Source organism: Pseudomonas typographi (genome assembly GCF_014694385.1).
GTDB classification, from domain to species: domain Bacteria; phylum Pseudomonadota; class Gammaproteobacteria; order Pseudomonadales; family Pseudomonadaceae; genus Aquipseudomonas; species Aquipseudomonas typographi.
In genome coordinates this window covers 31,645-50,799 of the sequence record NZ_JAAOCA010000019.1, presented here as the reverse complement: position 1 = coordinate 50,799, position 19,155 = coordinate 31,645, and the positions used below count along the sequence as shown (strand labels likewise).

The following is a 19,155-nucleotide window of genomic DNA, read 5'->3' as shown; positions in this document are numbered from 1 at the left end:
ACGTTATCGTTGTACGATAACTAACAACGCATTTGCAGCTTGCCCGCACACAAAAACAAACCCGTGGGAGCATTACCATGCCACGCACTGCACCAACTCGCGTCCGCTACCTGATCTTGTTCATGTTGTTTCTGGTGACCACGGTCAACTATGCCGACCGCGCGACCATCGCCATCGCCGGTTCCAGCTTGCAAAAAGAGCTCGGCATCGACGCCGTGTCGCTGGGGTATATTTTCTCGGCCTTCGGCTGGGCCTATGTGATCGGGCAAATCCCCGGTGGCTGGCTGCTCGACCGCTTTGGTTCGAAGAGGGTCTATGCCGCGGGGATCTTCTTCTGGTCGGTGTTCACCATTCTGCAGGGCTATGTGGGCGTGTTCGGCACTGGCACCATCATCGCCGCGCTGTTCTTCTTGCGCATGATGGTGGGCTTGGCCGAGGCGCCGTCGTTCCCGGGGAATGCGCGCATCGTCGCCGCCTGGTTCCCGACCCAAGAACGCGGCACCGCCTCGGCCGTGTTCAACTCGGCGCAATACTTCGCCACCGTATTGTTTGCCCCGCTGATGGGGGCGATTGTCTACCATTGGGGTTGGCAGCATGTGTTCGTGGTCATGGGCGGGCTGGGCCTGGTCGTATCCGCCATCTGGATGGTGACCGTGTACGGGCCCAAGGACCATCCGCGCGCCAATGCCGCCGAAGTGCGCTACATCGCCGACAATGGCGGCCTGGTCGACCTCGACCGCCCCGGCGAGAAAAAAGACGCCGGCCCCAAGTGGAGCTACATCGGCCAACTGCTGAGCAACCGCATGATGGCCGGCATTTACCTGGGGCAGTTTTGCATCAACGCGCTCACCTACTTCTTCTTGACCTGGTTCCCGGTGTACCTGGTACAGGAGCGCGGCATGACTATCCTCAAGGCCGGGTTCGTGGCGTCGTTACCGGCGATCTGTGGCTTCATCGGTGGCGTGTTGGGCGGGGTCGTTTCCGATTGGCTGCTGCGCCGTGGCCACTCGCTCAGCGTAGCGCGCAAGGTGCCCATCGTGGGCGGCATGCTGCTGTCGATGTGCGTGATACTGTGCAACTACGTCGATGCCGACTGGATGGTGGTGAGCTTCATGGCCCTGGCGTTTTTCGGCAAGGGTATCGGCGCACTCGGCTGGGCGGTGATGGCCGACACGGCCCCCAAGCAGATCGCCGGGCTGGCGGGCGGCTTGTTCAACATGATCGGCAACATCTCATCGATCACCACTCCGATCATCATCGGCTACATCATCTCCGTCACCGGCTCGTTCAAGATGGCTCTGGTGTTCGTCGGCCTGAATGCCTTCGTCGCCGCGTTCAGCTACCTGTTCATCGTGGGCGACATCAAGCGGATCATCCTCAAGGGGGTGAATGATGGCGATGCCGCTGAGGGGAGCGCGCAAACGCCCGCGCGTTGACCGGGGGTAAACGGAACCGTGCCCGGAGGGCACCCCTCAGGCACCGGCCGATAGGTCCACGTATGCATCCATGAACCATTCCGGGACATCGTGTTGGATGCCCCGCTCGAGCGTGAATGTTTCCTTTACGGACAACGGTCGCCCGCACGATGGCCTACGTTCCGCCTCCTGCAGCGTAGCGGCCATGGCAGTGCGCGGGGATTTCATAGCCTGCATAGCGCTGCGCGCCGCATCCCCAGGGAATCATTGGCGGCGTTTCTTTTCATACAGCCGCGCCGCCCCCGGCGGCCGCGATTTGAAACGCCGGTGTGCCCACAGGTACTGCTGCGGGCATTCGGTGATCGCCTGCTCCACCCACTGGTTGATGCGCAGGCAATCGGCCTCTTGGGTCGCCCCGGGGAAATCCTCCAGGGGTGGGTGCACCACCAACTGGTAGCCGCTGCCATCGGCCAGCCGCTGCTGGGTGAAGGGGATCACCCGCGCCTTGCCGAGCTTGGCGAACTTGCTGGTGGCGGTCACGGTGGCTGCCGGGATGCCGAACAGTGGCACGAACACGCTTTGCTGGGCGCCGTAGTCTTGGTCTGGCGCGTACCAGATCGCACGGCCCTTGCGCAGCAGCTTGAGCATGCCACGCACGTCTTCGCGTTCCACCGCCAGTGAATCGGGGTTGTGCCGCTCGCGGCCACGGCGTTGTACGAAGTCGAACACCGGGTTCTTGTGCTCGCGGTACATGCCATCGATGGTGTGCAACTGCCCCAGCAACGCGGCGCCTATTTCCAGGGTGGTGAAGTGCGCGGCCATCAGGATCGCGCCCTCGCCGGCCGCCTGCGCGGCATGCAAATGCTCAAGCCCTTGCACATGCGCCAAGCGCGCCAGGCGGGCCTTTGGCCACCACCAGCTCATGGCCATTTCAAAGAACGCGATGCCGGTGGAGGCGAAGTTTTCCCGCAGCAGACGCTGCCTTTCGACGAACGGTAAGCGGGGGAAGCACAACTCCAGGTTACGCGCCACGATGGCCCGCCGCTCGTGGGCAAATAGTTGCATGCCCCGGCCAACCCCCGCGCCCAGGCGCAACAACAGGCCATACGGCAGTTGCACCACCAGCCAGAGCAACCCCAAGCCCAGCCACAGTGGCCAAAAACGAGGGTGAAGGTAAGCGCGGCGAAAACGCGTGCGTTCCATGAACGATCCTGGGCAAACCACAGAGCCGCGCATTCTACATCGGTTCGGCGCGGCTTGCGGCTGCCTGGCGTAATCGTTATAAGTCTCGGCACTTTTCCGCGAAACAGCGCTACGTGCCGACATGAGCCAAACCGAACGACTCGACCAGGAACCGGTATTCCAGCTAAAGGGCAGCATGCTCGCCATCACCGTGCTGGAGCTGGCCCACAACAGCCTGGAGCGCCTCGACCAGCAGTTGGCGGCCAAAGTCGCCCAGGCGCCGAATTTCTTCAGCAACACCCCCTTGGTGCTGGCATTGGACAAACTGCCCGCCAGCGAGGGTAGTATCGACCTGCCCGGGCTGATGCGAGTGTGCCGCCACCACGGGCTGCGCACCTTGGCCATCCGTGCCAGCCGCATCGAAGACATCGCCGCGGCGATCGCCATCGACCTGCCGGTGTTGCCCCCATCCAATGCCCGCGAGCGCCCGGTAGACCTACCGGCCCCGGAGCCTAAAGCCGAGAGCAAGCCCGCCGAGCCGCCCGCGCCGAAGGTGCAGCCCACCAAGGTGATTACCCAGCCGGTACGCGGCGGCCAGCAGATCTACGCCCAGGGCGGCGACCTGGTGGTAATCGCGTCGGTCAGCAGCGGAGCGGAACTTCTCGCCGATGGCAACATCCATGTGTACGGCCCCATGCGTGGCCGGGCCCTGGCCGGCATCAAGGGCGACACCAAGGCACGGATTTTCTGCCAGCAATTGGGCGCCGAGCTGCTGTCGATCGCCGGGCAATACAAGGTCAGCGAAGACTTGCGCCGCGATCCGCTATGGGGCGCCAGTGTGCAGATAAGTTTGAGCCAGGATGTGTTGAACATCACCCGCCTTTAACGGATACTGCCGCCATTTTATATGTAACTTCCAAGAGCGGTAACGATCGCCGCCTGAAGTTCTCATCGTCACGTTTTCAAGGGCTAGCGCCCTTGTTTTCCTTTTTAGGGGTGAAACACCTTGGCCAAGATCATCGTGGTTACTTCCGGCAAAGGTGGTGTGGGCAAGACCACCACCAGCGCCGCCATTGGCACCGGCCTCGCGTTGCGCGGCCACAAAACGGTCATTGTCGACTTCGACGTGGGCCTGCGTAACCTCGACCTGATCATGGGCTGTGAACGCCGCGTGGTGTACGACTTCGTCAACGTGGTCAACGAAGAGGCCAATTTGCAGCAAGCCCTGATCAAGGACAAGCGCCTGGAAAACCTCTACGTGCTGGCAGCGAGCCAAACCCGCGACAAAGACGCGCTGACCCAAGACGGCGTGGAAAAGGTGCTCACCGAACTGGCCAAAGACTTCGACTTCGTGATCTGCGACTCGCCGGCCGGTATCGAAAAAGGCGCCAGCCTGGCGATGTATTTCGCCGACGAGGCCATCGTGGTCACCAACCCCGAGGTGTCATCGGTGCGCGACTCCGACCGCATGCTCGGCCTGCTCTCAAGTAAATCGCGCCGCGCCGCCAACAACGAAGAGCCGATCAAGGAACACCTGCTACTGACCCGCTACAACCCCGAGCGGGTGAGCAAGGGCGAGATGCTCGGCGTCGAAGACGTCGAAGAGATCCTCGCCATTCGCCTGCTGGGGGTGATCCCCGAGTCGACCGCAGTGCTCAAGGCGTCGAACTCTGGCGTGCCGGTGATCCTCGACGACCAAAGCGACGCAGGCCAGGCCTACAGCGATGCCGTCGACCGCCTGCTGGGCAAGGAAATGCCACACCGGTTCCTCGACGTGAAGAAAAAAGGCTGGATGGAGCGTTTGTTTGGAGGCCGTGAATGAATATTTTCGACTTCTTTCGCGACCGGAAAAAGGGCAACACCGCTTCGGTGGCGAAAGAGCGTCTGCAGATTATCGTTGCCCACGAGCGCGGCCAGCGCAATACGCCCGACTACTTGCCGGCCCTGCAAAAGGAATTGGTCGAGGTGATCCGCAAATACGTGGCCATCGATAACGACGACGTGCACGTGGCCCTGGAGAACCAGGGCAGTTGTTCGATCCTCGAGCTGAACATTACCCTGCCGGATCGCTGATCCGGAAGCACTCGCCCCGCATGCGGCCCAGGCTTTGCGTGCGGGGCGTGTGCGTTTGCAGAGACTGGCAATGCCACTGTCCAACATTCGCATCCTGCATGAGGATGCCGCGTTTTTAGTGGTCGACAAACCGACCTTGCTGCTGTCGGTGCCCGGCCGCGCCGACGACAATAAAGATTGCCTGATCACCCGCCTGCAACAGCACGGCTACCCCGAGGCGCTGATCGTCCACCGCCTGGACTGGGAAACCAGTGGGCTCATCCTACTGGCACGCAACCCGGCCGCCCACCGCGAACTGTCGCGCCAATTCCACGACCGTGAAACCGAAAAGGCCTACACCGCACTGTGCTGGGGGCAACCGGCGCAAGACAGCGGCAGTATCGACCTGCCCTTGCGCTACGACCCACCGACCAAGCCACGGCACGTGGTCTGCTTCGAACACGGCAAGCGCGCGCTGACCTACTGGCGTGTGCTGGAGCGCTTTGCCCAGGGTTGCCGGGTGGAACTCACGCCCATCACCGGCCGCTCGCACCAATTGCGGGTGCATATGCTGTCGCTCGGCCACCCGTTGCTGGGCGACCGCCTGTATGCCCACGAACAGGCCCTGGCGGCCCATGAGCGGCTGTGCCTGCACGCCAGCCTGCTGGGCTTCAGCCACCCGGCCAGCGGCAAACGCCTACGTTTCGAATGCCCCGCGCCGTTCTGATTCGCTAGAATCGGCCCATTGCCTGGAGTACTGAACATGCGAGACACGCTCAACCAGGGCCTGATCGACTTTCTCAAGGCCTCGCCCACGCCCTTCCACGCCACCGCCAGCCTGGCCAAGCGCCTGGAAGCGGCCGGTTACCAGCGGCTCAACGAGCGCGACCCGTGGGCCATCAGCCCCAATGGGCGCTATTACCTGACCCGCAACGACTCATCGATCATCGCCGTGAGGATGGGCCGCCAATCACCTGCCACCGGCGGTATCCGCCTGGTCGGCGCGCACACCGACAGCCCCTGCCTGAAGGTCAAGCCGCAGCCCGAGCTGCAACGCCAAGGCTTTTTGCAACTGGGCGTGGAAGTGTACGGCGGCGCGCTATTGGCGCCGTGGTTTGACCGCGACCTGTCGCTGGCCGGGCGGGTGACTTTCCGCGAGGGCGGCAAGGTCGAAAGCCAGCGGGTCGATTTCAAAACGCCGATCGCGATCATTCCAAACCTGGCGATCCACCTTAACCGCGGCGCCAATGACGGTTGGGCGATCAATGCGCAGAACGAACTGCCGCCTATCCTCGCCCAGGTGCCCGGTGGCGAACGCTTTGACTTTCGCGCCTTGCTCGCCGACCAACTGGGCCGCGAACACGGGCTGAACGCCGATGTGGTGCTGGATTACGAACTGTCGTTTTACGACACCCAACCGGCCGCGGTGGTGGGCCTGAACGGCGAATTCATCGCCGGCGCCCGGCTCGACAACTTGCTCTCCTGCTATGCCGGCCTGCAAGCGCTGCTGGGTGCCGAAGGCGAGGAAACCTGCGTGCTGGTGTGCACCGACCACGAGGAAATCGGGTCGACGTCGGCCTGCGGTGCCGACGGCCCAATGCTCGAACAAACCTTGCAGCGCCTAGTGCCTGACCAAGCCGACTATGTGCGGGCCATTCAGCGTTCGCTGCTGGTGTCGGCCGACAACGCCCATGGCGTACACCCCAATTACCCCGACAAGCACGACGGCAATCATGGGCCCAAGCTCAACGCCGGCCCGGTGATCAAGGTCAACAGCAACCAGCGCTACGCCACCAACAGCGAAACCGCCGGGTTCTTCCGCCACCTGTGCATGGCCGAAGAAGTGCCCGTGCAAAGCTTCGTGGTGCGTAGCGACATGGGCTGCGGCTCGACCATAGGCCCGATCATCGCCAGCCACCTGGGCGTACGCACCGTCGACATCGGCTTGCCCACCTTCGCCATGCACTCGATCCGGGAACTGGCCGGTAGCCAAGACCTGGCGCACCTGGTCAAGGTGCTCAGTGCGTTCTACGCCAGCCAGGAACTGCCCTGAATGAACCGCCTTGCCTGTTGGGCGCTGTGCCTGGCGCTGTGCCTGGGGTTGCAGGGCGGCGCGGCTGCCGCCGGCTTGCCGGGCCTGCTCGGTGGCACGCACAAAGCCCAGCCCGAGGCCACCGAGCCGCTTGGGCCGGCGCTCGACCAGGTGATCCAAACCCTGGAAAACGACCAGCAACGCAGCCAACTGCTGGCAGACTTGAAAAAACTCCGCGACGCGACCGAAAAGGCCCAAGTGCAGCCCGAACAAGGTGTATTGGGGCTGGTCGGTAGCAGCCTGCGCGAGCTCGAGGCGCAATTCAGCGGCGACGCCAGCCCGTTCGCCCGTTGGGGCGATGAATTGGCCTTGGCCCGCCAGGAACTGGCCGAGCGCTCGCTGACGCCGGCCGAATGGGTCCCGGTGATCGGCGTGTTCGCCCTGGTGCTGCTGGCTTGGAGCCTGTTGGCTTATGGCCTGATCTGGCTCGGCCAACGGGTGCGCGAACGCTTCGGCCTGACCGACGAACTGCCCCAGTACCCACGCACCTGGGACCTGCTGCGCTTCGCCCTGCGCAAGCTCGGGCCCTGGCTGGTCGCACTGGTGATCACGCTGTTCGTCGGTTATTGGGCGCCCTCCTCGCTCGGTAAAGACCTGGCCATGGTATTGGCCTACGCACTGGTGGTGGGCACCTGCTTCTCGGCCATCTGCGTGATCGCCTTCTCGTTGCTCGACGGGCCCCACCGCCACCAGGCACTGTTCATCCTGCGCCGCCGCGCGTTTCGCCTGCTGTGGCTGGTGGGCAGCTTTGCCGCCTTTGGCGAAGCCCTGAACGACCCACGGCTGGTGGCCAACCTCGGCATGCACCTGGCGCAGAGCGCCGCCACCCTGGCCAACGTGCTGGCAGCTTTGTGCAGCGGCTGGTTTATCCTGCGCTTTCGCCGGCCCGTGGCGCACTTGATCTGCAACCAACCGCTGCAGCGGCGCCTGCATCGGCGTGCACTGACCGATACGATCGAAGTGCTGGGCACCTTCTGGTATATCCCGGCGCTGTTGTTGGTGGCGGTGTCGCTGCTGTCGACCTTCGTCTCGGCCGGCGACACCAGCACGGCCTTGCGCCAGGCGCTTATCTGCACGGTGTTGCTGGTGGTGTGCATCGTGCTCAACGGCTTGGTGCGCCGCCACGCCACCCGCCCGGTGAAACACCCACGCCGGCACGCGCCGTATTCCGAACGGCTGAAGCTGTTCGGCTACACCTTGGCGCACCTGGCGGTATGGGCGCTGTTCATCGAGTTGGGGCTACGGGTATGGGGGCTGTCGTTCGTGCGCTTCGCCGAAGGCGATGGCCGCGACATCAGCATGCGCCTGTTAAGCCTGGGCGGCACCTTGCTTCTGGCATGGCTGGTGTGGATCCTCGCCGACACCGGTATCCACCACGCCCTGAACCGTTCGCGCAAAGGGGTGGCCAACGCCCGCGCGCAAACCATGATGCCGCTGATTCGCAACGTGCTGTTCGTAGCCATCTTCGTGATCGCCGCGATCGTGGCCCTGGCCAACATGGGGGTAAACGTCACACCATTGCTGGCCGGTGCGGGTGTGATCGGCCTGGCGATCGGCTTCGGCGCGCAGTCGCTGGTGGCCGACTTGATCACAGGGCTGTTCATTATCGTCGAGGATTCCCTGGCCATCGACGACTACGTCGATGTGGGCGGCCACCTGGGCACGGTCGAGGGCCTGACCATCCGCACCGTACGCCTGCGCGACATCGACGGTATCGTGCATACCATCCCGTTCAGCGAAATCAAAAGCATCAAAAACTATTCGCGCGAATTCGGCTATGCCATCTTCCGCGTGGCCATCCCCCATAGCATGGGCATCGACGCGGCCATGAAGCTGATCCGTGAAGTGGGCCAAAAGATTCGCCAAGACGCCTTGCTGCGCCGTGAGATCTGGTCACCGCTGGAAATCCAGGGGGTGGAGAGCTTCGACCAGGGCACCGCCGTTTTGCGGGCGCGCTTCAAGACTGCGCCGCTCAAGCAGTGGGAAGTGTCGCGGGCCTTCAACCTGCTGCTCAAGCGCACACTGGACGAGGCCGGGCTGGACCTGGCCACGCCACGGCTGAGTGTGCAGGTAGTCACTGCCGCACAGCCGGCGGCCGCCACCCACGGCGCGGCCTCCTAGGGGCTACGTTGCTCGGTGCGCGGTCGCGCTCAGGTGCTACTGCTGCGCCTGTGGCCGGGGGATGATCGACAAGGTGCCGTTGCGTTCGATGATCGCGTACTGGATATCGGCCATGTCCACCACGGCCTGGTTGGAGCGCGCCGCTTCCATGATGTCTGCCTCGGTCAAACGGGCCTGGCGCATGCGGGCCTTCAACGGTTGGCCGTTCTCCACCACGATGGTAGGGCCGCCATCGAGCTTGGCCAGCGCCGGGGAGCGCTGCTTGGCATAGGAGAACACCACATCCATCGCGATCAGCGTACTGATGATCAGCACTGCGTTGGTCACGGAAAAATCGTCCCCTAGCAGTGCTTGTTGGGTCGCTTCGCCGATGATCAACAACAATACGAAATCGAAGGCGGTCAAGTCGGCCAAGGAGCGCCGCCCAGCCACTTTGAATAACACCCACACGACGAAGTACATCACCGCTGCGCGCAGTACGGAGTCCATTGGCAAGCCCTCAGGGGTAGATGAATTTGTTGATGGTCAATGCCTGCCCGGTAGAGGCCTGCAGGTGGCAACGAAACAGCCCTATGCCCTGGGTTCGCAGCGTCAGGTAAAGGGCTGCCACCCCTTGCGGGTCGGCGAGCATGGGGATACTCAGCCCTTGCCCCTGGCTGCGCGAAGGGCCCGGCAAGGGGTGCATGGCTTCGATGTTCGCCGCCTGCAGCAAGGCCGGGTCCAGCACCACCGCCAGTTGCTGCCCCGGGGCCGCCCGCAAGGTGATGTGCAGTTGTTCCTCTGTGTCATTGCGGCTGAAGCGCTGGTACTCCACGCTTAACTGGCCGTCGCTGCTGCTGGCATTCGCATTGCTCAGTGGCCCCTTGGAAAACAGCCCCAGCAGGGCCAGCAATATCAACAGCAACAGCACGGCCAGCCCGATGCGCTCGAACCGCCAGGTGCCTAGCTGTAAGGCGATGTCCTCTTCCACCGGCTCGCGGCGGCTGGCGTATTCGGGTGTTTGCTCGTCGTTATCGTGCATGCCGCCACCGCTCCATCGCCACGGGTGTGTACATCTGGGACCGGCCAACGCCGGCGCGCTTCCGTTTTTTCGCCGGCGGCCGACGAGCGGCAGGCCCGGTCGCCGGCCGAAGGCCGCAAGCGGCAGCCGAAAAGCCCGTGCACGCGTATTTAAAGAGCCGGCCAATTAATTTATCTTACGCGCTTTATCGTCGCCTCCGAGCATTTGCATGCAAACCGTCAGTGGCCGCCGTGGCACCCTGCCCGCTTCACCCGCCAAACCCAAACCCAAGCGCAAAGGCCCCGGCCGGCCAGAGGGGGCCAGCGGGGTACGCGAAACCATTCTCGATGCGGCCGAATGCCTGTTCGCCAACCTGGGCTATGCCGGCACCACCCTGCGGGAAGTGTCCGACCAGGCCCGGGTGACCCAGGCGCTGATCAACTATTACTTCGGCTCGAAGTACGGCCTGTTCGAAGAGGTGTTCCTGCGCCGGGGCGTGGCCGTGAGCGAAGAGCGTTTGCGCAACCTCGAGGCCGTGCGCCAGGCCGGCACCGCCAGCGTGGGCGATATCGTACGGGCGTTCCTGCTGCCCACCGCGGCGCTGCGTACCAGCGAACAAGGCCGGCACTTTTTGCGCCTGCAGGCGCGCCTGCACACCGAGCCGCCGCACATTTCCTACGCACTGCGCGATAAAGCCTATGGTGTGTCGACCGAACGCTACGTAGAAGCGCTACAAGAGGCGATGCCGCATTTATCGGCGCTGCAGGCTCATTGGCGCATCACCCTGATGGTGGGCACCTACCTGTATGCATTCTCCGACAGCCACCGCATGGAAGAGCGTGTACCCGAAGGTCAGTACCAGGCCGACGATTGCCAGTCGTTGATTGAGCAAGTGACCGGTTTCGTCGTCGGGGGAATCTCGGCAGCACCGCAGAACCTGGCATAGCCCGGCGCACCAAAGCGGAACAGCGTGCCCAGCAACGGGGCCAGCCGGCCATGTTAAACGGCATGGGGCGCCGGGCCGCCACGTTAGAAACAACCAGTTAGGGTGTACACACTCTTTGGCACGGCAACTGCAAGCGATAAATTAACGAGTTGATTAATTAATGGCTCATGCGAGGCGCCGTGATGAACCTGATCGCCGTTTCAGCGCAACAACCCCTCACCGCCGGCGATGGTTGCCAAGACCCGGTGTTGCTCAATGACTGGCATGTGATCGGTTATGCCGATGATTTCGCCGAGGGTACGATCTACCCGGTGCGCCTGTTGGAACGCGAATTGATCGCTTGGCGCAGCAGCGATGGCCAGGTGCACGTCTGGGAAGACCTGTGCATCCATCGCGGGGCGCGGTTGTCCAAGGGCTGGATCAAGGACGACAAGGTGGTGTGCCCCTACCACGGCTGGCAGTACAACGGCGAAGGCGGCTGCACCTTGATGCCGGCGGCGCCCGATGAAACCCCGATGAAAAAAGCACGGGCCTTTCCCTACGCGGCGGTGCAGCGTTATGGATTCGTTTGGGTATGCCTGGGTACGCCGGCCAGCGACATCCCGCAATTCCCGGAGTGGAAAGACGAGCGCTTCATGAAGGTCCACAGCGGGCCCTACCCCTACGCCGCCAACGGCTTTCGGGCGGTAGAAAACTTCATCGACGCCAGCCACTTCCCCTTCGTGCATGCCGGCCTCAACGGCGTGATGGACAACCCCGACCGCCTGGAGCCATACACCGTCGAAGAAACCGACACCGGGCTTAAATCCTCCGAGGTGCGGGTGTTCCAGCCCTGGGGCGATGCCCGTGGCCAGCCGCTGGTGGCGTTCTACACCTATCACACCTTCCGCCCGTTGGTGGGTTACTTCTCCAAGCGCACCCAGGCCGCCGACGCCCAGGGGCTGCCCGTGACCGATCACAGCGATACCTTCACCACGCTGTTCACCGTGCAGCCATTGGATGCCACCCACAGCATCGTGCGGGTGTTGGCGGCGCTGGATGTGAACCCGCGGCCGACCGCCGAAGCGGTGCGCGAACGCGCCGACGTGGTGTTCGCCCAGGACCGCGACATCGTCGAAAGCCAACGCCCCGAACGCATCCCGGTAGAGCTGCGCTACGAGCTGCACCACCGCACCGACCTGATGGGCCAACGCTACCGCACCTGGCTGCGTAACAAGGGCATTACCTATGGCGTTATCTGAGCCCTGTAGCCTGGTACTGCGCCTGCACGCGGTGGAGTATGCGGCGCCCGGGGTCAACCTGTACCGCTTCGCCTCGCCCAGCGGCAACGCATTGCCCGCCTTCGAGCCCGGGGCCCATGTGGATGTGCAACTGGCACCGGGGCTGGTGCGGCAATATTCGCTGCTGTGGCCGCAGCCGCATCCCTCGCAGTATCTGATTGCCGTGCAGTTGGCCGAAGGTGGCAAAGGCGGCTCACGGCGCCTGCATTACGAATCGGTGGTCGGGGAACACTACCGCCTCTCGCCACCGCGCAACCACTTCGCCGTGCAACCGGGCGCAGCGCCGAGCGTGCTGCTGGCCGGCGGCATCGGCATTACCCCGCTGCTGGCCATGTACCGCCAGCTCAAGGGCGAAGGCCGCCCAGTGGAGCTGTATTACTGGGCTGCGCGTGCCGAGCATTGGCTGTTCCAGGCCGAGCTGCAGGGCCAGCCCGGGGTACAGCTGTTCGCCACCCGCGAAGGCGCCCCAGTGCCGCGCTTGGCCGATGTACTGCCGGCGCTGCCGGCCGATGCCCAACTGTATTGTTGCGGGCCGCAGGCGATGGTCGATGCCTTCGACCGCTTGACCGCCGCCCGGCCCGCTGAACGCACCCACCGCGAGCGTTTCAGCGCCAGCGCCGAGGCCTTGCAACCCGGCGGCGGCTTTAGCGCCTACCTACAGCGCTCTGGCATTACCGTGAACGTGGCGCCCGAACAAACCTTGCTGCAGGCGTGCGAAGCCGCCGGGGTGAACGTGGCCTACTCCTGCGAAGAAGGCGTGTGCGGCGCCTGTGAAGTCAGAATACTGGCCGGCCACGTAGAGCACCGTGACAGCGTGCTCAGCCCCGCCGAGCGCAAGGCCGGAAACCAGATGTTGATCTGTTGTTCACGCGGCCTGGGCGATGGCCTGGTACTTGACCTGTGACCCCTTTAGCGCCGTGGCGCGGGAGCCTTTTACCATGAACAGAACCTTACGCGTCGGTATCATCGGCGCCGGCATCGGCGGTGTGACCCTCACCCGGGCCCTTAACCAACTGGGCATCGAGGCGCAACTGTTCGAACGGGCGCCGGCCTTCGGCGAAGTGGGCGCCGGGGTGCAGATGACCCCTAACGCGGTGAAGGTGCTCAAGGCCCTCGGCCTGGAGCAGCGCCTGGAGCAGATCGGCTTTTTGCCGCAAGCGATGGTGGGGCGTAACTGGAAAACCGCCCGCGAGTTGTTTCGCACCCCCTTGAAGGCCAGTTGCCCAGCGCTGTACGGCGCAGCCTTCTACCATGTGCACCGCGCCGACCTGCACGCCGCGCTGGCCGAGGATATTCCAGCGCGCCAGACCAACCTGGGGGCGGCCTGCACGGGTTTGGAGCAATGGCGCGGCGGCGCGGCGGCCACCTTTGCTGACGGCACGCAGTTCGAGGCAGACCTGATCGTGGGCGCCGATGGCGTGCGCTCGGTGATCCGCGAGGCCCTATGGGGCGCCGAGGCGCCCCGCTACACCGGGCATATGTGCTGGCGCGCGCTGGTGCCGGTGGTTGAGCACCCGTTGCCGTTCGTGACCCCGGATTCCAACTTCTGGATGGGCCCCAAGGGCCATGTGGTGACCTATTACGTTAAAGGCGGCGCCGCGGTGAACATCGTGGCGGTGAACGAAAGCCCAGCCTGGGTGGAGGAAAGCTGGAACGCCAAGAGCACCCAGGCCGAACTACTGGCCGGCTTTCAGGGCTGGCACCCCGACCTGATCGAGCTGTTCAAGCGTACCGACCCAGACGCCATCTACAAATGGGGCCTGTTCGACCGTGACCCCATGGCCACCTGGTCCAAAGCCCACGCCACGCTGCTGGGCGACGCCGCCCACCCGATGCTGCCGTTTCTGTCCCAAGGCGCGGCCATGGCCATCGAAGACGGCTATGCGTTGGCCCAGGCCCTGGCCTTCCATGGCAAGGCGAACCTGGCCGAGGCCCTGGCCGCCTACGAACGCGAACGGCTGCCGCGCACCCGCCGCGTGCAACTCGAAGCCCGTGAGCGGGGCCGCACCTACCACTTGCCCTCGGCCTGGTCGCAATTCAAGCGCGACGTGGCCTACCGCTGGCGGCAATGGCGCGACCCCAACGCCGTGGGCATCCAGGCCAACTGGGTTTATGAATACGATGCGCAACTGTGCCGGGCGCGTTACGCCGAAGCGGCCCAAGCCAGGGGCGAGACCGCGCACAGCGCGGTGGCGTGAACGGCTGAACATTTCAACAACGACAGGCCAGGGCCCGCTGGCACACCCCTTGCCTTGCCTTAACTGCCCCGACCCTGTGCAAGCCGGTTCAATGGACCTATGGAGAATGCGATGGCTTTTCGTGCATGTTTCAAAGTGGCACCGCTGCTGCTCGCGCTGTTGGGCGCCCCTTCGGCCTGGGCCGAGGATGTAATCAAGATCGGCGAGGTAAACAGCTATAAATCCCAGCCGGTGTTCACCGACGGCTACAAAAAGGGCATGCAACTGGCCATCGACCAAATCAACGCCCAGGGTGGCGTAGCCGGTAAAAAGCTCGAACTGCTGACCCGCGACGACAACGCCAACCCCGGCGATGCCATCCGCCAGGTCGAAGACTTGATCAACCGTGAACACGTCGATGTGCTGGCCGGGGCGTTCTACGCCAACATCGGCACCGCCCTGGCCGACTATGCCAAGCAGAAGAAACGCTTCGTGCTGGTCACCGAGGCGCTGTCGGACAACATCGTCTGGAGCGCCGGCAACCGCTACACCTACCGCCTCGACGCCTCCACCTACATGCTCACCGCCGCGTTGGTGGATGAAGCGGTGAGGCTCCACAAGAAACGCTGGGCACTGGTGTACCCGAACTACGAGTTCGGCACCGCCGCCGCCTCTGCCTTCAAAACCCTACTCAAAGCCCGCCAGCCGGATGTTGAGTTCGTGACCGAGCAGGCACCACCATTCGGCAAGGTGGATGCCGGCAGCCTGGTGCAGGCCCTGGTAGACGCCAAGCCCGATGCACTGTTCAACGCGCTGTTTGGCGCGGACCTGGCCAAGTTCGTGCGCGAAGGCACTACCCGGGAATTATTCGGCGAGCAACTGCCGGTGTTGAGCATCATCACCGGCCAGCCGGAATACCTGGAACCGCTCAAGGATGAAATCCCGCCAAACTGGACGGTCACCGGCTACCCCTGGTACAGCATCGACACCCCAGCACACAAAGCCTTCGTGGCTGCCTACCAAGCCAAGTACGGCAAGGAAAACCTGCGCTTCGGCTCGATCATCGGCTATGCGGCGGTGCAATCGATCGCCGCGGGCATCGAGGCCGCCGGTGGCAAAACCGACTCCGAATCGTTGGCCAATGCGTTCGCCGGGCTAAACCTCACCACGCCCGACGGCCCGCTGCAATTTCGCGCCAGCGACCACCAGGCCACGTGGGGCTTGTACGTGGGCAAACTGGCGGTGCAGGACGGTGCCGGGGTAATGGTCGATACCCAATACAAGCCTGGCCTGGGCCTGCTGCCCTCGGATGACGAGGTACGCAAGCTACGGCCCGCCGAATGACCCACGCCGGCCCGTTCGGCTAGCCCTTTGCACATCGAGGACGCCATGGAGTTTTCCGCCCTGCTTGCCCAACTGCTCAACGGCCTGGCCGAGGCCTCGTCGTTGTTCCTGGTTGCCGCCGGGTTGTCGCTGATCTTCGGCGTCACCCGTATCGTCAACTTCGCCCATGGCTCGTTCTATATGCTGGGCCTGTACGTGGCCTATTCCACAGTCGAGTACCTGGTCGGCCGGCTCGGCCCGGCCGGCTTCTGGGTGGGCTTGGTGGTAGCCCCGGTGGCAGTCGGCGCCTTCGGCGCGCTGGTCGAAATCGTGCTGCTGCGGCGCATCTACAAAGCGCCGGAGCTGTTCCAACTGTTGGGCACCTTTGCCCTGGTATTGGTGATCAACGATGCGACGCTGTACCTGTGGGGCCCTGAGGAACTGCTCGGCCGCCGTGCGCCGGGCTTGGCAGGCTCCATCAGCCTGCTGGGGCGGCAGTTCCCCACCTACAACCTGTTTCTGATGGTCATCGGGCCGTTGGTGCTAGGGCTGGTATGGCTGCTGTTGGCCCGTACCCGCTGGGGCGTGCTGGTGCGCGCGGCCACTGAAGACCGGCAAATGCTCGGTGCCTTGGGGGTGAACCAAGCCTGGCTGTTCACCGCCGTGTTCGCCCTGGGGGCACTGCTGGCAGGCTTGGGCGGTGCGGTGCAACTGCCGCGCGAGCCGGCCAACCTGGCGCTGGACCTGCGCAGCATTGGCGATGCCTTCGTGGTGGTGGTGGTCGGCGGCATGGGCTCATTGCCCGGCGCCTACCTGGCCGCCCTGCTGATCGCCGAAATCAAAGCGCTGTGCGTGGGCATCGGCAGCGTACATGTGCTGGGCCTGGACTTCTCGCTGAGCAAACTCACCTTGGTGGTGGAGTTCCTGGTGATGGCGGTGGTGCTGGTGGTGCGGCCGTGGGGGCTGCTCGGCAAACCCCAGGCCGGCAGCCGCAACTCGGCCCCTGCCGAAGCGCCGCTGCGCCCGGCCGGCAATGGCTTGCGCTGGGTTGCCCTGGTGGTGTTCGTGGCACTGGCGGCGCTGCCTTTGCTGCAAACGTGGCTGCCCTATGCCAGCGTGTTGGCCCAGGACGTGTTGGTCAGCGTGCTGTTCGCGGTCAGCTTGCATTTCATCATGGGGCCTGGCGGGCTGCACTCCTTCGGCCATGCCGCGTATTTTGGCCTGGGCGCCTACGGTGCCGGCATCTTGCTCAAGGTGCTCACCCTGCCCATGCCGCTGGCATTCACCTTCGCGCCGCTGGTGGCGGGGCTGGGGGCGTTGCTGTTCGGCTGGTTTTGTGTGCGCTTGTCGGGGGTGTATCTGGCCATGCTGACTTTGGCGTTTTCACAAATCGTGTGGTCGGTGGTGTTCCAGTGGGAAGCGGTCACCGGTGGCTCCAATGGCCTTACCGGCGTGTGGCCGGCCGCTTGGCTGGGCGACACTGCCTATTACTACCTCACCCTGGTGCTGGTGGCGGCTTCGGTACTGCTGGTACGGCGCATCGTGTTCTCGCCGTTTGGCTACGCCCTGCGCGCCGCCCGCGACTCGGCCCTGCGAGCCGATGCCATCGGCATCGATGTGATGCGCGTGCGCTGGGCGGCCTTCGTGGTCGCGGGCCTGTTCGCGGGGCTGGCCGGCGCACTGTTCGTGTTCTCCAAGGGCGGCGTCTCGCCCGACGTCATGGCGGTGGGCAAATCGGTGGACGGCTTGGTGATGGTGTTGCTCGGTGGTATCCAGCAGTTGGTCGGCCCGCTGTTGGGCGCCAGCGTGTTCAGCGTGCTACAAGACTCGATCATGCGGGCCACCGACTACTGGCGCGCGGTGTTCGGCGGGGTGATCCTGCTGCTGGTGCTGGTGTTCCCCCACGGCATCGCCGGTTTTTTCCAGGGGCTGGGCAACGCCTGGGCGCGCCTGGCGGCCCGTAAGCCAGCCCTTTTGCCTCGGGAGAAACGTGCATGAGCCTGCTGCAAGTGCGTGACCTGTCCAAGGCCTTCGGCGGCGTGCGCGCGGTCGATGGCATTCACTTCGACCTGCACGAGGGTGAGCTGTTGGCGATGATCGGCCCCAACGGCGCCGGCAAATCGACCACCTTCAACATGGTCGGTGGCCAACTGCGCGCCTCCGGTGGTTCGATCCAACTGCAAGGCCGCGAGTTGGTCGGCGCCAAACCCCGCCAGATCTGCCACCTCGGCGTGGGGCGAACGTTTCAGATCGCCGCGACCTTCGCCTCGCTCACCGTGCTGGAGAACACCCAAATGGCCCTGCTCTCCCACCACAAGCGGCTGTACCACTGGTGGCGGCCGGTACGCGACCAATACCGCGAACAAGCCCTGGCGCTGCTTGAACAAGTGGGCATGGCCGCCCATGCCGAACGGCCATGCAGCGAGTTGGCCTACGGCGATGTGAAACGGGTAGAGCTGGCCATGGCCTTGGCCAACGACCCTCGCTTGCTACTGATGGACGAGCCCACTGCCGGCATGGGCCCGCAAGAGCGCAACGAATTGATGGCCCTGACCAAACGCTTGGTGGTGGAACGGCGCATGGCGGTGCTGTTCACCGAACACAGCATGGATGTGGTGTTCGCCCACGCCGACCGCATGCTGGTGCTCGCCCGTGGCCGCTTGATCGCTGAAGGCGACGCGCACAGCATCCGCAACCACCCGCAGGTCCAGCAAGTGTATTTCGGCAGCGGCAAAACCTTTGAACGGCCGCCCCAGGAGCCACAGCCATGAATGCCCTGCCTACCCCCGCGCTGCTTGAAGTCAACGGGCTCGATGCCTGGTACGGCGCTGCCCAGATTCTGTTTGGCGTAAACCTGAACGTGCGCCGTGGCGAGGTGGTGGCGCTGATGGGGCGCAACGGCGCCGGCAAGTCGACCACGCTCAAGGCGCTGATGGGCATGCTTGACCGCCACCGCGGCCAGGTGCGTTTTCTCGGGCAGGACGTTTCGCAGCAGGTGCCGTTCCAGCGTGCCCGCCTGGGCCTGGGCTTCGTGCCCGAAGACCGCCGCGTGTTCACCCACTTGTCGGTGGCCGAAAATCTCGAGGTGGGGCGCCAGCCCGAGCGCCGCTGGCCCGACGGCAGCGCCGCGCTGAACTGGACGCCGCCGGCGCTGTACGAGCTGTTCCCGAACCTGGGCGCCATGCAAGGCCGCCCCGGCGGGCAAATGAGTGGCGGTGAGCAACAGATGCTCACCGTGGCGCGCACGCTGATGGGCAACCCATTTCTGATATTGCTCGACGAACCCTCGGAGGGCGTCGCGCCGGTTATCGTCGAGCAAATGGCGCAGATGATCCTGCAGCTCAAAGCGCGGGGTGCGAGCATTCTGCTGTCGGAGCAAAATGTGCATTTCGCCGAATGGGTGTCGGACCGCGCCTATGTGCTGGAGAAGGGGCAAATCCGCTTCGAAGGCAGCATGGCCGAGCTGGCCGCCGATGAAGCGGTGCGCCGGGCGTATCTCACGCTTTAGCGTGCCGACCTGTTTGCGGCGGCACCGAACCGCTAGCGCTCAATGGCAGCGTAGCGCTT

At 64.2% G+C, this 19,155-nt stretch carries 18 protein-coding genes; 15 read left to right on the top strand and 3 right to left on the bottom strand.

Translation table 11 applies throughout. The annotated features are described in order from the left end of the window. The first annotated feature begins 77 nt into the window (after window positions 1-77). Window positions 78-1,436 (top strand): MFS transporter, encoded by a 1,359-nt coding sequence (locus HAQ05_RS15735; protein WP_190422241.1) that lies wholly within the window; start codon window positions 78-80, stop codon window positions 1,434-1,436. Between the two features lie 243 nt (window positions 1,437-1,679). Here the strand turns inward: HAQ05_RS15735 and HAQ05_RS15730 are convergent, their stop codons facing one another. Next, entirely contained in the window at window positions 1,680-2,618 is a 939-nt protein-coding gene (locus tag HAQ05_RS15730) for a lipid A biosynthesis lauroyl acyltransferase (RefSeq protein ID WP_190422239.1), read from the bottom strand. Between the two features lie 121 nt (window positions 2,619-2,739). Here HAQ05_RS15730 and minC point away from each other — a divergent pair, with 121 nt between their 5' ends. The 6 genes from minC to HAQ05_RS15700 all read left to right on the top strand — a co-directional run bounded on the left by minC (window position 2,740) and on the right by HAQ05_RS15700 (window position 8,862). Then, window positions 2,740-3,483, top strand: a complete 744-nt coding sequence (gene minC, locus HAQ05_RS15725; protein ID WP_190422237.1) for a septum site-determining protein MinC — start codon at window positions 2,740-2,742, stop codon at window positions 3,481-3,483. Between the two features lie 120 nt (window positions 3,484-3,603). Then, on the top strand, window positions 3,604-4,419 hold the full coding sequence (minD, locus tag HAQ05_RS15720; RefSeq protein ID WP_190422235.1) for a septum site-determining protein MinD: 816 nt from the start codon (window positions 3,604-3,606) through the stop codon (window positions 4,417-4,419). Further along, entirely contained in the window at window positions 4,416-4,670 is a 255-nt protein-coding gene (gene minE, locus HAQ05_RS15715; RefSeq protein ID WP_190422233.1) for a cell division topological specificity factor MinE, read from the top strand. The genes minD and minE overlap by 4 nt, the downstream gene beginning before the upstream one ends. Window positions 4,671-4,740: 70 nt before the next feature. Continuing rightward, entirely contained in the window at window positions 4,741-5,376 is a 636-nt protein-coding gene (locus HAQ05_RS15710; protein WP_190422231.1) for an RluA family pseudouridine synthase, read from the top strand. Between the two features lie 36 nt (window positions 5,377-5,412). After that, complete coding sequence (locus tag HAQ05_RS15705) at window positions 5,413-6,702, top strand: M18 family aminopeptidase (protein ID WP_190422229.1); 1,290 nt, start codon at window positions 5,413-5,415, stop codon at window positions 6,700-6,702. Beyond that, a complete protein-coding gene (locus HAQ05_RS15700; protein WP_190422227.1) occupies window positions 6,703-8,862 on the top strand; it encodes a mechanosensitive ion channel family protein in 2,160 nt (719 codons plus the stop codon). Window positions 8,863-8,898: 36 nt separating this feature from the next. On the opposite strand, the gene HAQ05_RS15695 is transcribed toward HAQ05_RS15700, so the two are convergent. Beyond that, window positions 8,899-9,351, bottom strand: a complete 453-nt coding sequence (locus tag HAQ05_RS15695; protein ID WP_190422225.1) for a DUF421 domain-containing protein — start codon at window positions 9,349-9,351, stop codon at window positions 8,899-8,901. Window positions 9,352-9,361: 10 nt separating this feature from the next. Continuing rightward, window positions 9,362-9,883, bottom strand: coding sequence for a hypothetical protein (locus tag HAQ05_RS15690; protein ID WP_190422223.1), 522 nt, complete (start codon window positions 9,881-9,883; stop codon window positions 9,362-9,364). A 208-nt stretch (window positions 9,884-10,091) separates the two neighbouring features. On the opposite strand from HAQ05_RS15690, the gene HAQ05_RS15685 reads away from it, so the two are divergent. The 8 genes from HAQ05_RS15685 to HAQ05_RS15650 all read left to right on the top strand — a co-directional run bounded on the left by HAQ05_RS15685 (window position 10,092) and on the right by HAQ05_RS15650 (window position 19,096). After that, window positions 10,092-10,808, top strand: coding sequence for a TetR/AcrR family transcriptional regulator (locus HAQ05_RS15685; protein WP_190422221.1), 717 nt, complete (start codon window positions 10,092-10,094; stop codon window positions 10,806-10,808). Between the two features lie 182 nt (window positions 10,809-10,990). Then, window positions 10,991-12,049: an aromatic ring-hydroxylating oxygenase subunit alpha gene (locus HAQ05_RS15680; protein ID WP_190422219.1), complete on the top strand. Its 1,059-nt coding sequence runs from the start codon at window positions 10,991-10,993 to the stop codon at window positions 12,047-12,049. Further along, entirely contained in the window at window positions 12,036-12,992 is a 957-nt protein-coding gene (locus HAQ05_RS15675; protein WP_190422217.1) for a PDR/VanB family oxidoreductase, read from the top strand. The genes HAQ05_RS15680 and HAQ05_RS15675 overlap by 14 nt, the downstream gene beginning before the upstream one ends. Before the next feature lie 34 nt (window positions 12,993-13,026). Further along, the gene (locus tag HAQ05_RS15670; RefSeq protein WP_190422215.1) at window positions 13,027-14,286 is read left to right on the top strand and encodes an FAD-dependent monooxygenase; all 1,260 of its coding nucleotides are present in this window, start codon (window positions 13,027-13,029) and stop codon (window positions 14,284-14,286) included. A gap of 111 nt (window positions 14,287-14,397) precedes the next feature. Continuing rightward, window positions 14,398-15,609, top strand: a complete 1,212-nt coding sequence (locus HAQ05_RS15665; RefSeq protein WP_190422213.1) for an ABC transporter substrate-binding protein — start codon at window positions 14,398-14,400, stop codon at window positions 15,607-15,609. Window positions 15,610-15,654: 45 nt separating this feature from the next. Continuing rightward, window positions 15,655-17,586 (top strand): ABC transporter permease, encoded by a 1,932-nt coding sequence (locus HAQ05_RS15660; protein WP_190422211.1) that lies wholly within the window; start codon window positions 15,655-15,657, stop codon window positions 17,584-17,586. Further along, window positions 17,583-18,359 carry an ABC transporter ATP-binding protein gene (locus HAQ05_RS15655; RefSeq protein WP_190422209.1) on the top strand — a complete coding sequence of 259 codons (777 nt, stop codon included), beginning with the start codon at window positions 17,583-17,585 and terminating at the stop codon, window positions 18,357-18,359. The genes HAQ05_RS15660 and HAQ05_RS15655 overlap by 4 nt, the downstream gene beginning before the upstream one ends. Beyond that, window positions 18,356-19,096 (top strand): ABC transporter ATP-binding protein, encoded by a 741-nt coding sequence (locus HAQ05_RS15650; RefSeq protein ID WP_190422207.1) that lies wholly within the window; start codon window positions 18,356-18,358, stop codon window positions 19,094-19,096. Before HAQ05_RS15655 ends, HAQ05_RS15650 begins: the two co-directional genes overlap by 4 nt. The last annotated feature ends 59 nt before the right edge of the window (window positions 19,097-19,155 follow it).

Excerpts from the sequence above, each read along its gene's own strand:
- HAQ05_RS15735 (WP_190422241.1), top strand. The coding sequence starts at position 78 with ATGCCACGCACTGCACCAACTCGCGTCCGCTACCTGATCTTGTTCATG.
- HAQ05_RS15730 (WP_190422239.1), bottom strand. The coding sequence starts at position 2,618 with ATGGAACGCACGCGTTTTCGCCGCGCTTACCTTCACCCTCGTTTTTGG.
- minC (WP_190422237.1), top strand. The coding sequence starts at position 2,740 with ATGAGCCAAACCGAACGACTCGACCAGGAACCGGTATTCCAGCTAAAG.
- minE (WP_190422233.1), top strand. The coding sequence starts at position 4,416 with ATGAATATTTTCGACTTCTTTCGCGACCGGAAAAAGGGCAACACCGCT.
- HAQ05_RS15710 (WP_190422231.1), top strand. The coding sequence starts at position 4,741 with ATGCCACTGTCCAACATTCGCATCCTGCATGAGGATGCCGCGTTTTTA.
- HAQ05_RS15705 (WP_190422229.1), top strand. The coding sequence starts at position 5,413 with ATGCGAGACACGCTCAACCAGGGCCTGATCGACTTTCTCAAGGCCTCG.
- HAQ05_RS15700 (WP_190422227.1), top strand. The coding sequence starts at position 6,703 with ATGAACCGCCTTGCCTGTTGGGCGCTGTGCCTGGCGCTGTGCCTGGGG.
- HAQ05_RS15695 (WP_190422225.1), bottom strand. The coding sequence starts at position 9,351 with ATGGACTCCGTACTGCGCGCAGCGGTGATGTACTTCGTCGTGTGGGTG.
- HAQ05_RS15690 (WP_190422223.1), bottom strand. The coding sequence starts at position 9,883 with ATGCACGATAACGACGAGCAAACACCCGAATACGCCAGCCGCCGCGAG.
- HAQ05_RS15685 (WP_190422221.1), top strand. The coding sequence starts at position 10,092 with ATGCAAACCGTCAGTGGCCGCCGTGGCACCCTGCCCGCTTCACCCGCC.
- HAQ05_RS15680 (WP_190422219.1), top strand. The coding sequence starts at position 10,991 with ATGAACCTGATCGCCGTTTCAGCGCAACAACCCCTCACCGCCGGCGAT.
- HAQ05_RS15675 (WP_190422217.1), top strand. The coding sequence starts at position 12,036 with ATGGCGTTATCTGAGCCCTGTAGCCTGGTACTGCGCCTGCACGCGGTG.
- HAQ05_RS15670 (WP_190422215.1), top strand. The coding sequence starts at position 13,027 with ATGAACAGAACCTTACGCGTCGGTATCATCGGCGCCGGCATCGGCGGT.
- HAQ05_RS15665 (WP_190422213.1), top strand. The coding sequence starts at position 14,398 with ATGGCTTTTCGTGCATGTTTCAAAGTGGCACCGCTGCTGCTCGCGCTG.
- HAQ05_RS15660 (WP_190422211.1), top strand. The coding sequence starts at position 15,655 with ATGGAGTTTTCCGCCCTGCTTGCCCAACTGCTCAACGGCCTGGCCGAG.
- HAQ05_RS15655 (WP_190422209.1), top strand. The coding sequence starts at position 17,583 with ATGAGCCTGCTGCAAGTGCGTGACCTGTCCAAGGCCTTCGGCGGCGTG.
- HAQ05_RS15650 (WP_190422207.1), top strand. The coding sequence starts at position 18,356 with ATGAATGCCCTGCCTACCCCCGCGCTGCTTGAAGTCAACGGGCTCGAT.